The 13,345-nt window shown below is 67.3% G+C and carries 9 protein-coding genes; 5 read left to right on the forward strand and 4 right to left on the reverse strand.

The genetic code is table 11. The features are described from left to right. Window position 1: 1 nt before the first annotated feature. Window positions 2-763: a glucose 1-dehydrogenase gene (locus VGK20_11835; protein HEY2774727.1), complete on the reverse strand. Its 762-nt coding sequence runs from the start codon at window positions 761-763 to the stop codon at window positions 2-4. A 35-nt stretch (window positions 764-798) separates the two neighbouring features. Then, window positions 799-1,911, reverse strand: a complete 1,113-nt coding sequence (locus VGK20_11840; GenBank protein ID HEY2774728.1) for a TauD/TfdA family dioxygenase — start codon at window positions 1,909-1,911, stop codon at window positions 799-801. Window positions 1,912-2,375: 464 nt separating this feature from the next. Here VGK20_11840 and VGK20_11845 point away from each other — a divergent pair, with 464 nt between their 5' ends. From VGK20_11845 to VGK20_11855, 3 genes are all read left to right on the forward strand, one after another. After that, on the forward strand, window positions 2,376-5,624 hold the full coding sequence (locus VGK20_11845) for a hypothetical protein (GenBank protein ID HEY2774729.1): 3,249 nt from the start codon (window positions 2,376-2,378) through the stop codon (window positions 5,622-5,624). Window positions 5,625-5,835: 211 nt separating this feature from the next. Further along, window positions 5,836-6,675 carry an SDR family oxidoreductase gene (locus VGK20_11850; protein HEY2774730.1) on the forward strand — a complete coding sequence of 280 codons (840 nt, stop codon included), beginning with the start codon at window positions 5,836-5,838 and terminating at the stop codon, window positions 6,673-6,675. Then, the gene (locus VGK20_11855; protein HEY2774731.1) at window positions 6,672-7,646 is read left to right on the forward strand and encodes a quinone oxidoreductase; all 975 of its coding nucleotides are present in this window, start codon (window positions 6,672-6,674) and stop codon (window positions 7,644-7,646) included. The genes VGK20_11850 and VGK20_11855 overlap by 4 nt, the downstream gene beginning before the upstream one ends. A gap of 54 nt (window positions 7,647-7,700) precedes the next feature. On the opposite strand, the gene VGK20_11860 is transcribed toward VGK20_11855, so the two are convergent. Beyond that, a complete protein-coding gene (locus tag VGK20_11860) occupies window positions 7,701-8,945 on the reverse strand; it encodes an LLM class flavin-dependent oxidoreductase (GenBank protein ID HEY2774732.1) in 1,245 nt (414 codons plus the stop codon). Between the two features lie 50 nt (window positions 8,946-8,995). Next, window positions 8,996-9,787, reverse strand: a complete 792-nt coding sequence (locus tag VGK20_11865) for an SDR family NAD(P)-dependent oxidoreductase (GenBank protein HEY2774733.1) — start codon at window positions 9,785-9,787, stop codon at window positions 8,996-8,998. A gap of 377 nt (window positions 9,788-10,164) precedes the next feature. Between VGK20_11865 and typA the strand changes: the two genes are divergently transcribed. Beyond that, entirely contained in the window at window positions 10,165-12,009 is a 1,845-nt protein-coding gene (typA, locus tag VGK20_11870) for a translational GTPase TypA (GenBank protein ID HEY2774734.1), read from the forward strand. Window positions 12,010-12,035: 26 nt separating this feature from the next. Beyond that, a complete protein-coding gene (rmuC, locus tag VGK20_11875) occupies window positions 12,036-13,253 on the forward strand; it encodes a DNA recombination protein RmuC (protein ID HEY2774735.1) in 1,218 nt (405 codons plus the stop codon). The last annotated feature ends 92 nt before the right edge of the window (window positions 13,254-13,345 follow it).

A 13,345-nucleotide genomic window follows, 5' to 3' on the forward strand; every position in this document is an offset into this window, starting at 1 on the left:
CTCATGTGTTCATCCCGCCGTCGACGACCAGCGTGGAGCCGGTCGTGTACGTGGACGCGTCGCTGACGAGGTAAAGCACGCTGCCGACGATCTCTTCGGCCGGAGCGATCCTCTTCATCGACGTCGCTTCGACCATCTGGCGGTGGAACTCGGTGCCTTCGACCGCGCGCACCATGTCGGTGGCCACCGGCCCCGGCGCGAGCGCATTGACGCGCACGCCGAGCGGCGCCCACTCCTGCGCCATCACGCGCGTCAGCGACTGGAGCGCGGCCTTGCTCGAGCAGTACAGCCCGATCGTCGCTCCCGGCCGCATCGCGCCGACCGAGATCACGTTGACGATGGCGCCGCCTCCGTGGTCGGCCATCCATGCGGCGGCAAGGCCGGCAAGGTGCAGCGGGCCGCGTACGTTGACCGCGTAGACCTTGTCGAACAGCTCGGGAGTTCCGGCGATCAGGGGCCTGGCAGCGGGATTGGTGGCCGCGTTGTTGATGACGATGTCGATGCGCCCCATCTCTTCGAGAGTCCTCGCGACGACCGCTTCGATCTCTTGGCTGTGGCCCATGTGGCACGACATCGCCAACGCGCGCCTGCCGAGGGAACGGATGCGGGAAGCGGCTTCTTCGCAGGGTTCGAGCTTGCGGCCGCAGGCGACGACGTCGGCGCCGGCCGCAGCGAGGCCGAGGGAGATCGCCAGTCCGAGGCCGCGGCCGCCGCCGGTCACGATGGCGACCTTGCCGCCGAGGTCGAAAGGGGTGCCGTTCATGTCGGAAACCCGTTTGCGGCGGGAAAGCAGCCGATTCAAGCCCACGCCACGGCGATCATCCGTGGTCCCGCATATGGGAGACGCCCGTGCGAGACGGCAAAGTTGTCGATCGCGACGACGTCGCCGGCCTTCCACGGATGGACGACCAGGTGCTTCCAGATCACCTTGCGAAGCTCCTCGATGTCCTCATCTGCCATCGCGCTCCCGTCGAGGTGCGTGCAGCTCATCGCCTGCTCGTCGGGCGGCCGCCTTCTCTCGACGATCTCGAGAAGCCGCGCCACCTGGATCAGCAGCCAGTGCTTCCACGTCGGGCGCAGCGCGTGGATGCGCCGGTACTCGCCGGCGGCCTGGCTCGGATGGAAGGTCGTCACGTGGTTGTGCCACAGCGGCACGCCGGTTTCCGGATGCGTTCGCACGACCGGCTGGGTGCTGACCAGGCGAAGACCGTCCGCACCCGTCCACACCGGCTCGAAACCTTCGGCGCGGCAGCGCTCCTCGACGGCGGCGCGATCGGTGGTCAGGAACATCTCGTCCCAGCGCTTGAGCTGGAAAGGGTTGAAACGGTTCGTGCTCGAGGCGCCGCCGTAGTTGCGCACGATGCGGATGCCGCGCCTCTCGAAACGCTCGACCAGCGCGGGATCGAGATCCGCGAGCACGCGGCGGAAATCGCACAGCGGCGTCTCGCCGCATCCGCCGGCAGGCTCGACGAGGCACGAGAAGAACAGGCGCCGCGGCGGGTTCTTCGTAAAGCTCATCTCGCAGTGCTGGGGGATCGGATAGAACGGCGGCAGCTCGCTCGCGGTAAAGACGTGAGACGTCAGCGCGTTGCGCGGCGACGTGCCGAGGTACTCGTTCTTCAGGTCGTCGTCGATCGAGCGGGCCACTTTCTCGAAGCCCGCGGCGTCGCGCACTGCGAAGCCGCGCAGCAGGATTGCGCCCCAGCGGCGAAGCTCTTCACCCACCCACTGCTCGTTGCTGCGCAGCCAGGCGCAGAGCCGGTCGACGTCCGCATCGTCGCGCGCGGAGATCACCAGCGGGAGGCGGTCCGGGTGGGCGTCGAGCGGCCGCACGTCATAAGGGCACCCCGGTGGTACCGGGGCCTGCGGACGTGACGACGGCGCGTCGGCGCTCGAGACAGCGTGCTGCACGCCTCCAAGATTAGAAGCAGGACCAGGCCGAGGCGAGGATCGCGCAGGATCTCTCATCTTAAAAGGTTAGGCTCGACTAACGATCGTTTGGTATTTTGGGTGCACCGCAACTGCAGCATGGCTTGCCGCACCGCGCTAAAACATTTGCGCGATCACGGCGGCGCCAGCGGCGCCGATGCTCGTGAACAACGCAAGAACCTTCGCGCAGACGAGGTCCGCGCGTACGGTCATGCCGCGTGTCGCCCGGCACGCGGGCCTGTCGGCGATGTTGTTGCGAGAAGACGGTACAGACACGAACGTTTGTTGCGCAGTCGCAGCAATTGCTCCCTTGACCCAGTGCGATCCCGCAACGTACAACCGTGCGGCCTCGCTGCCTTTCGCGTTGCGCCTTGCACCGGGGCCTGCCGGCCCGGTGTTCCTGAGCGTGTCCCGTCGATGGCTCCCGGGGCGGGAGGAGGATCCGCATGAACATCTCTCGCTACGGCGCGGCCGTAGTCGCCACTGCGCTCGTCGGGCTGCTTTCGCCGCGGCCCGTGCACGCGCTCACGGATGCCGAGCTGAAGTGCTCGGCGGCCGTCGGCAAGAACCTCGGCAAGCTCGAAACCTCGATCGCCAAGATCGTCGCCAAGTGCCACGACAACGACATCTCCGGCAAGGCCCCCGATCCGAACCACTGCCGCCCGTTGCCCGCCGACACGCAGGCGGTCGTCGATGCTGCCAAGGCCAAGTTCATCGCGTCGGTCGGCAAGAGCTGTTCGAGCGTCTGCTCGCTGTCGAACGACGTCGTTTGCGTCAGTGACCTTTCGTGCCCGGCCTCCCACCAGAATCCCACCGCCGAGGGCTGCTCCGGAAAAGGTGGATCCAAGCAGTTCTCGCTGTCCGACCTCGGCTGGCCGGGACCGTATTGCGACATCGTTCTCGGGCATCCCATGCGAAAGACCGACGATCTCGGCACCTGCCTTGCCGCTCTCGTCGACAACGTCACCGGTCCGGTCGACCAGGCGATCTACGCCAACCTCAACGGAAGCTCGGGGCTGACCTCGGATTCGGCAAAGTGCGTGTCGAAGATCGACAAGGCGGTGGCCAGCGCCGTCAGTCGTTCGTACACCGCGACGGCGAGCTGTCGTGACGCACGCCTGCAGGCCGGAGCGGCTTCGTCGCCGCCGTGGGCCTGCGCGACCAACGACGCCAACACGATGACGGCGATCGCATCCAACATCGACAAGCTCAATGCGACGATCGACAAGTCCTGTGCCAGCGCCGACATCACGGCACTCGCCGGCCTGTGTGCCGCCGCCGGGGTCACGCCGATCACCGTGCAGCAGGCCAAGGACTGCCTCGACGAGCTCGTGCGCGAGGAAGCAACCGAGGAGCTCAGCCCGTCCCACCACGTCTTCTCGGTGATGGGCCTGCTCAACGTCTCGCACCCGGCTTCGGCCAAGTCCTACTGCGGTGACGGAATCGTCGAGCCGACCCGCGAGGAGCACACCGGGGTCGGCGAAGAATGCGACGGCTCGGATGCGCCGTGCGGAAGTGGCCACTGCCTGCCGCCGGGTGACACCTTCGAGTGCACCTGCGATTCCACGCCGCGCGAGCGCTTCATCGTCCAGGGCGATGCGGCCCACACCGACAGCGATGCGGGCTGGGAGGGATCCTCCCACGACGCCACCCACAACGACGGCTTCGGCTACGTCACCGCATTCACCAACTGCGACTGCACCCAGTTCTCGGGAGCGACGTGCACGGGAGCGAGTGCCAACAAGGTCTGCGACGTGCACGGCGACATGGAGCCGCGCTGCAGCGACGACCCGCACGGAACGCAGAGTTGTGACGAGCGCGGCGACAACGACGGCGCGCCGGAGGATTACGACTGCTACCGCTGCGATGACGACAGCCTCAACCCCGGGACGTTCTGCGTCGTCGACACCGCGAAGAAGGATTCGCTCTGCCAGTCCCAGTGCGTCATCGACTCCGACGGAACGCATACCGGGATCGCCTGCCAGAAGCAGGGCGACTGCGCCACGGGCCAGAGCTGTCGCGGACGCTGCGACGACTCGATCACGTGCAACCAGATGTCCGAAGGCTCGCCGCTGCCGCTCATCTCGGCGTCGACCCCGGTGTGCGTGATGCTGCAGTACCTGACCGACATCACCGGCACCAAGAACATCGTCACCGGCGAGCAGGCCGTGCACTACACGACGCGCTCGAACATCCAGACGGGCCAGCTGTTCAAGACCCCGTGTCCGGTCTGCGGCGGTGGCTGCGTCGGCGGGTCGAACAGCGGGGTGTCGTGCTTCGGACGCTGCAACGCGAGCCACGACAAGTGCCTCGTCGACAGCGACTGCACCGGCATGGGTGATACCACGTGCGCCGGCACTTCGGATGACTGCCCCGGCGGCACGTGCTCGCTCGAGCTGCGCTGCGACAGCGGCCAGAACGCTGCACACCTCTGCACGCCGGATGCGAAGACTCCGCTCGGCGTCGTCTCCCACGACTGTCCGCCGATTCCGTCGCAGGCGGTTTCCGGCAAGGGACTGCTGCAGCCTTTCGGCACGGTCACGACCGAGGCCGTGCAGTTCCCGCCGGGCGGGCCCTGCAGCGATCCGTCGTTCAAGAACTTCGATTGCCCGTGCCCGGCCGACATCCCGAATCCCACCTGTTTCGCGGGACCCAACGCGGGCAATCCGTGCACGTCGAATCTGCAGTGTCCGGGCAGCTCCTGCGCCGGACTGGGCGTGCCGACGCGGCCGAACAGCTGCTCCGGCGCCTGCGACGGCGGCATCAACGCCGGCCACGGCTGCGCGACCGGCGCGGGCGGCGGCGGTGCGTACACGACGTGCGTCCTCGGCTCGAACGCCGGCCTCGCATGCGATGAGGACAGCGACTGCCCCGGCGGCTCCTGCAGCGGACAGCCGAAGGAGTGCACGGCCGGCCTGACGACCTTCCAGGGCTTCGCGTGCTCGATCAACAGCGATTGCGGGCCCGGCGGGGTCTGCTCCAACCCGTGCCCCGGCGCGCGCTGCGTTCCGCTGTGCCTGCAGGAGGGCAAGTGCCACAACGGTGCACGCGACGGCGACGTCTGCTCGACGCTCGACCACTGCAAGCAATGCACGGCAGGCAATCCGAGCATGATCGGGGTGGCGTGCGACACGAACTCGCGTTGCAACACGGCACTCGGCAGCGGCGACGGCGTTTGTGCTGCGCTTCCGGGCGTCACCTGTGACCTTGCCGATCCGAACGACGGACTGTGCGCGGCCGGCCCCACCAAGTTCCGCTGCAACGGCACCGGCTATACGACGGTTCCCTGCGATCTGAACTACGGCGAGTGCTCGCCGCAGCACGTGTGCAAGAAAGGCAACCAGGACAAGATCGGCAGCGCTTGCACGGTCGACGCCAATTGCCTCGACCACGCGAACACGCCGGTCTCGTCCGGGTGTGAAACCGGCCCCGACACCGTTGCCGGCACTGCCGACGACATCCCCGGCGCAGGCGAGTGCGAGCCGAGGCCGGAGGACTGCTTCGTCAACAACGGATTCTCCGAGGGAGGCGATACGATCAACGGCAACGGCTCGCCGACCAACGTCTACGTGAACGCAGCCTTCTGCGTGCCGCCGAATGCGAACTCGGCCGTGAACACCGCGTCGGGTTTCGGCGGACCGTCGCGTATCCGGCGCAAGGGTACGGCAGTCGTCAACGTTCCGTCGATTCCGTAACGAAAAGCACTCCGCCGCGCCGGCCCCGGGGCCCGGCGCGGCGGAGTGCCTGGCAAAACCCGCTCAGGACACGCGCGGCGGCCGGAGTTTGATTCCGGCCGCCGCGTTTCGTTTGCTGCGCCGGCTTCGCGGCGGGAGGCCCTGCCGCGGAAGCCGCCAGGGCGCCCGTCACGAAGGTCCCGTGCCCGCCATCTTTCCGTAAGGAGGCATCATGGCCAGGAGATTCGAAGGCAAGACCGTCATCGTCACCGGTGCGTCGAGCGGAATCGGCGAATCGGCGTCGAGAATGTTCGCGGCCGAAGGCGCGAGCGTGGTGCTCGCGGCCAGGACTGCGAGCCAGCTCGACCGCATCGTCGCCGAGATCTCGAGTGAAGGCGGCACCGCGATGGCGGTCGCGACCGACGTCGCCGACAGCGCGGCCTGTGCGACGCTGCTGGATGCCGCGCAGGGCCGCTTCGGCTCGATCCACGTGCTCGTCAACAACGCTGGCTACAATTTCCGCGGCCCGGTCGAGGAGGCGCCGTCGGCCGAGCTGGCGCGCATCATCGACGTCAACCTGCGCGCGCCGGTGGTGCTGACTCGTCTTGCGCTGCCGTATCTTCGCCGCGCGGGCAAGGCGGCGATCGTCAACGTCGCATCGATCGCCGGTCGCATCCCTCTTCCGTATGAGGCGACGTATTCGGCGACCAAGTTCGGCCTTCGCGCGTTCACGTTCGCGCTGGCTGAGGAGCTCGAGTCGACCGGCATCACGGTGTCGGCTGTCTCGCCGGGCCCGGTCGAGACCGGATTCCTGCTGCGCGACGTCGAGGAAGTTCCCGACCTCGTGTTCTCCCAGCCGATGAGCACGGCCGACGAAGTCGCCGCGCTCGTGCTCGACTGCGCGCACGACGGACAGATCGAAAGGGTCTGCCCGCAGATCTCCGGCTATCTTGCGACCGTCGGATACCTGATTCCCCAGCTCCCGCGCCTGCTGAGACCCGTGCTGCAGTACCAGGGCCGTGCGGCCAAGCAGAAGTACATCGAAAAGCTGCACGAAAGGGCGCGCGAGTGACGCGCGCAATCCGCCTGCACGAAACCGGCGGCCCCGAGGTATTGCGCTACGAGGAGTGGGATCCCGGTGCGCCCGCAGCGGGATGGGTGCGCGTGCGCCACACCGCAATCGGCGTCAACTACATCGACACCTACCATCGAAGCGGCCTGTACCCGCTGCCTCTTCCGTCAGGAATCGGCCTCGAGGCCGCCGGTGTCGTCGAAGCGGTCGGTGACGGCGTGGCGCGCTGGCAACCGGGAGACCGTGTCGCGTACGGCACCGGCCCGGTCGGCGCGTATTCCGATGCAGCGTGCGTACCGGCCGACCGCGTCGTCGCGATTCCGAACGATGTCAGCGACGAGCAGGCGGCTGCGCTGATGCTCAAGGGGCTGACGGCGTGGTACCTGCTGCGGCGCACGTTCCGCGTAAAACACGGCGACACGATCCTGTTCCACGCGGCAGCCGGCGGCGTGGGTCTGCTGGCCTGCCAGTGGGCGAGGCACCTCGGCGTCCACGTGATCGGTACGGTGGGCAGCGAGGCGAAGATCGCGCTGGCGCGTGACCACGGCTGCAACGACGTCATCGACTACAGCCGTGAGAATTTTGCGCGGCGCGTGAGCGAGATCACCGGCGGCAAGGGCGTACCGGTAGTTTACGACGGAGTGGGCAAGACCACCTTCGACGGGTCGCTCGACTGCCTGTCGCCTCTCGGCCTGATGGTGAGCTTCGGCAACGCGTCCGGTCCTCCGCCGCCCGTCGACCTCGGCATGCTGTCGCTGCGCGGATCGCTGTTCATCACGCGTCCGACGCTGTTGCACTACACCGCCGACCCCTCCGAGCTTGCCGAGGGCGCTGCCGAGCTGTTCAGTCTCGTTGGCGGCGGAACGCTTCGCGTCGAGGTCCACCAGCGATTCCCGCTGGCCGAAGCCGCGGCGGCGCATCGCGACCTGCAGGCCAGGAAAACGACCGGCGCGACGGTACTGCTTCCTTGATGTCCTGAGCGGAAAAGCGTCGCGGGTGAAGCGACGAAACTCCGCCGCAGGATCCTAGCGTGCCTTGGCCTGGTTGACTTCGGCCCTGGCGCGCGACGCTTTCACCACGGGAACCTCGCATTCGGGGAGCGGCGCCCTCATCGTGCGCCGGGCCATCGCTTTTTCGATCCACGGCGCAAGATCCTCGGCCTTGCGCTGCTCGCGCCCGGCGGCCTTGGCGCGGAATTCCTCGAGCACTTCGCCGGCGAACAGCTCGAGCGACTCGCAAATGTCGTCGTGGCGGTTGTGCCCGGCCTGCTGCAGGAAGATCACCTGGTCTACTCCGGCATCCTCGAATCCATGCAGATGGCGGCGCATGTCGTCGGGCGTTCCGATGCCCGAGCCGCGCAGCGACGGCTCGACTGCCGATGCGACCATTTCGGCCGTGCGCTCCCCGCGCAGCTCGCGGAAGCGGTCCCAGAGCTGCGAATGTCCTGGCGTGGCATCTTCGGCCACCAGCGCGTTGATCGCATAAAAGAAGAAGTCGAAGCCTTCCTGGCCGCGGCGGATCGCCTCGGCCCGGTCGGGATGCACCGAGAACGCCGAGACCATTGCGAGATTCGCATTGACCGCGTGTCCGATGGGAACGCAGGCGTCGCTGCGGATCGTGTCGTAGTACACCTTGCTCCAGGTGCGCGCCTCGTCGGGATCGACGAAGGCAAATGCCAGCGCACCGACGCCGTTCTCGGCAGCAACGCGGATCGTGTCGCGATTGGTGCACGCCATCCACATCGGCGGGTGGGGTTTCTGCAGCGGCTTGGGCAGCACGTTGCGACACGGCATCGAGAACGACGCGCCCTCGAATCCGGGGTACGGCTCCATCACCATCATGTCGGCGATCTCGCGCGCGGCCTCCAGCGCGAGAGCGCGTTTTTCCTTCGCGTTGATGTGGAAACCGCCGAGCTCGAGGCGCGTGGCTCCCTCGCCGATGCCGAAATCGAGGCGGCCTCCCGAGACGAGGTCGAGCATCCCGAGTCCTTCGGCCGTGCGCGCCGGATGATTGTAGCTCGGGATGACCTGGCGAATGCCGTGGCCGAGGCGGATTCGCGTCGTGCGAGCCGCTGCCGCGGCGAGGAACACTTCCGGCGCCGAGCAGTGCGAGTATTCTTCGAGGAAGTGGTGCTCCACGCACCACGCGTAGTCGTAGCCGAGCCGGTCGGCCAGCTCGACCTGGGCCAGTGCCTCGTGGACGATGCGCTGCTCGCTTTGCGCATCCCAGGGCTTGGGCAACTGGAGCTCGTAGAAAACGCCGAATCGCATGGGCAGGTTTTACCACCCGCCCCCTGCGCCGCAAGGAAGAGGCGGCAGCCTCACCCCGCAAGCGCCCGCGTGTAGTTGACCTGCCCCGTCGCGGCCGTCAGGCCGCCGTCGATGACCAGCATCGCGCCGGTGATGTACGAGGCGTCCTCGGAGCACAGGAAGGCGATTGCCGCGGCGACTTCTTCGGCGCGGCCGACGCGGCCCATCGGGATGTTGCGCTTCCACTCGTCGACGATCACCGGAAACTGTTTCGAGAACGAGATCAGTACGGTATCGATCGGGCCGGGGCACACCGCGTTGACCCGGATTCCGTCGCGCGCATGGTCGATTGCCGCCGTGCGCGTGTAATTGACGACCGCTCCCTTGGCCGCGTTGTAGGCCGCAAGCCCGAAATCGCCGAAAAGCCCCGAGATCGATGCGGTGTTGACGATCGCGCCGCCGCCCTGGCGCCGCATGTGCGGCACCGCGGCGCGGGTGCCGTAGAACACCGCGTGAAGATCGATCGCGAGCACGTTGTGCCAGACTTGTGGGTCGAGGTCCGGCGACTCGCCGTAGGCTCCGACGCCGGCGTTGTTGCACAGCACGTCGATGCGGCCGAAACGCGAAACGGTCTCCTCGACGGCGCCGGTCACCTGCGCGATGTCGCGCACGTCCGTGGCGCGCGCGACGACGCGCCCGGTGCCGTCGTCGAGCTCGCGCGCCAACTGGACCGCTCCGTCGAGATCGATGTCGGCGAGCACGAGGCGCGCGCCTTCGCCGGCGAACCGCCTGGCCGTGGCGGCGCCGATTCCGGAAGCGGCGCCGGTGATGAGGACGGCCTTGTTCTCGAAGCGTCGTTCCATTGGGGATTGCTCCTGCGCCTTCCCGCACACGGCCGGTGGGGCCGGACGCCGATCCGTGGCTGTGGCGCGTCGCACTGGCTGTCAGGATGGCCGAGGTGGTGCAATCGGGCGTCGGTTTCGCCGCCAGCTCGCGCTGACGAATCTTCACGACGGCCAGCTTCGCGCGCCGCCGCCGCGTCGCGACTGACGATTCTCGCGCCACATCGCTCGGAAACACGGAATTCCGGCGCACGCAGCGCAGCCCGGCCGCAACGCCGCTGCAACCCTGCCCGTGTGAAGGCGAGGCGCTGCGCACCGGCAGCGCTGGCTCCGGAGACGTGACGTGCTATGTTCCCCGATCTTTTCCCCAGGAGAACCGGCTCAAGCCGCTCGCAATCATGCTCATGGACACCGCATCCGCACGTCGCGAAGACCTTCGCAACGTCGCCATCATCGCCCACGTCGACCACGGCAAGACGACGCTCGTCGACGCCATGCTGCACCAGAGCGGCCTTTTCCGCGCCAACCAGCACGTAGCCGAGCGCATCATGGATTCCAACGCGCTCGAGCGCGAGCGCGGCATCACGATCCTCGCCAAGAACACGGCGGTCGTCTACGGACGCGTCCGCATCAACATCGTCGATACGCCGGGTCACGCGGACTTCGGCGGCGAGGTCGAGCGCACGCTGGCGATGGTCGACGGCGTGATGCTGCTCGTCGACGCCTCCGAGGGCCCGCTTCCCCAGACCCGCTTCGTGCTTCAGAAAGCTCTGTCGCTCGGCCTGGTGCCCGTCGTCTGCATCAACAAGATCGACCGGCCGGACGCCCGCATCCAGGAAGTGCTCAACGAAGTCTACGACCTGTTCATCGACCTCGACGCCGACGAGGGCCAGCTCGAGTTCCCCGTCATCTACACGAATGCGAAGGTGGGTACCGCCACGCGCGAACTTTCCGTTCCCGGCGACAATCTCAAGGTGCTGTTCGACACGATCGTCGACTGCCTGCCCGGACCCGAGTGCAGTCCGCAGGCGTCGGTCCAGTTCCAGTGCAACAACCTCGACTACAACGAGTACGTCGGTCGCCTGGCCATCGGTCGCATCAAGAGCGGGAGCCTGGCCAAGGGCGGCACGTATTCGCTGTGCCGTCCCGGCGCGCCGGACCGCCTCGTCAAGATCTCGCAGCTCTACTCGTGGAAAGGATTCCAGCGCAGCGAGTCCGAGACCGTCACGGCCGGCGACATCGTCGCGGTCGCCGGCATCGAAGACATCCTGATCGGCGATACGATCGGCGAGCGCGAGAACCCCGTGCCGCTGCCGCCGATTCGCGTCGACGAGCCGACGATCTCGATGATCTTCAGTGCGAACACCGGACCGTGGGGCGGGCGCGAAGGCGACCACGTCACGTCACGCAAGCTGCGCGACCGCCTGTACCAGGAGCAGCGCCGCAACGTCAGCATGCGAATCGAGGACACCGACTCGCCGGAGTCGATCAAGGTTACCGGGCGCGGCGAGCTGCAGCTCGGGATCCTGATCGAGACGATGCGCCGCGAAAGCTACGAAATGCAGGTCTCCAGGCCCACCGTCGTCATCCGCGAGATCGACGGGGTCAAGCACGAGCCCGTCGAGCTGCTCGTCATCGACGTCGCCGACGACTACGTCGGCGTGGTCTCCCAGCTGCTGGCGCTGCGCAAGGGAAGGATGGTCAAGATGATGCCGGCCGGCACCGGCCGCATGCGCATGGAGTTCAAGGTGCCGTCGCGCGGGCTGATCGGGCTGCGCTCGCGCTTCCTCACCGAAACGCGCGGCACCGGCATCATGAACGCGCTGTTCGACGGATGGATCCCGTGGGCGGGGCCGATCGAAGCGCGCACCAACGGTGCGATCATCGCCGACCGCGAAGGCGTGGCCACCCCGTACTCGGTCTTCCATCTGCAGGAACGCGGGGTCATGTTCATCCCGCCGGGAACGCGGGTGTACGAGGGCATGGTGATCGGCGAATATTCGCGCGACAACGACCTCAACGTCAACATCGTGCGCGAGAAGAAGCTGACGAACATGCGCGCCAGCGGCCACGACGAGGCCACGATCATCACGCCGTACCGCGTGTTCGGCCTGGAGCAGGCCATCGAGTGGATCGCCGACGACGAGCTGGTCGAGGTGACGCCGAAGTCGATCCGCCTGCGCAAGCGCGTGCTGAAGCAGGTCGAAAGACCGAAGAAACGCGAGGAAGAAGAAGAGGACTGAGCCGGCGATCCGGCGATCGACCGCGAATGAGCGAACCGTTCACTCTCAGCATCCTGCTGCTCGCGGTCATCCTGTCGACGGTCGGCGTCCTGCTCTACCTGAGAAGCTCGCGCAGCGACCCTGGCTCCGTCGAGAGGACGCTGCGCGAAGAGCTTCGTGCCAGCCGTGAAGAGAGCCAGCGCGCGGCGCGTGAGCTGCGCGAGGAGAGCCAGCGGGGCTCGACGGCGCTGCGTGAGGAGCTCGCGCGCGCCGGCACGTCGGTGCGCGACAGCGTCGAGCAGCGCCTTCGCGACCTGCAGGCTGCCAACGACGCCCGCCTCGAAGAGATGCGCAAGACCGTCGACGAAAAGCTCGACGAGATGCTCGGCAAGCGCCTCGGCGAATCGTTCCGCACCGTCAGCAGCCAGCTCGAGGCCGTGCACAAGGGCCTCGGCGAGATGCAGACGCTGGCGGCCGGAGTAGGCGACCTTCGCAAGGTGCTGACCAACGTCAAGGTGCGCGGGACCTGGGGCGAAGTGCAGCTCGGCGCGATTCTCGAGCAGATGCTGGCTCCCGAGCAGTACGATCGAAACGTCGCGACGCGCCCCGGCTCCCGCGAGATCGTCGAGTTCGCGGTGCGCCTTCCCGGCAACGGCGACGGGCAGATCGTGATGCTGCCGATCGACTCGAAGTTCCCGCAGGAAGACTACATTCGACTCGTCGAGGCGTCCGAATCCGCCGATGCAGACGGCGTCGCGCGCGCGTCGGCCGACCTCGCACGCGCCGTGCGCAAGTGCGCCGGCGACATCCGCGACAAGTACATCGACCCGCCGCACACGACCGACTTCGCGATCCTGTTCCTGCCTACCGAAGGACTGTTTGCCGAAGTCCTGCGCCACGCCGGCCTGATCGAGGAGCTGCAGCAGGGTTGCCGCGTCATCGTCGCAGGGCCGACGACGCTCGCCGCGACGCTTTCGAGCCTGAGGATGGGATTTCGCACGCTGGCGATCGAGAAGCGCGCGAGCGAAGCATGGCAGGTGCTGGCCGGCGTCAAGAGCGAGTTCGCGAGGTTCGCCGGCGTTCTCGACAAGGTCAAGAAGCAGCTGGCAACCGCCGCCGGCAGCATCGAGGAAACCGAGAGGCGCACTCGTGTGCTGCAGAAGAAGCTGAGGGACGTCGAGACGCTGCCGGAAGACGGCGCGGTCGCGGCGGCCATCGACGTTGCCGGCGATGTCGCCGGTGACGTTGTCGACGACGAGCTCTGACGAGTCATTGCCGGCTTCTACGCGTCATTTTCGAGGTCCGTGCGTCGATCGCGGGGCGTGCGGCGCTGCGCTGGACTTGCGCCGTTGCGGCG

Source organism: Candidatus Binatia bacterium, from assembly GCA_036493895.1.
GTDB lineage: Bacteria > Desulfobacterota > Binatia > UBA1149 > CAITLU01 > DATNBU01.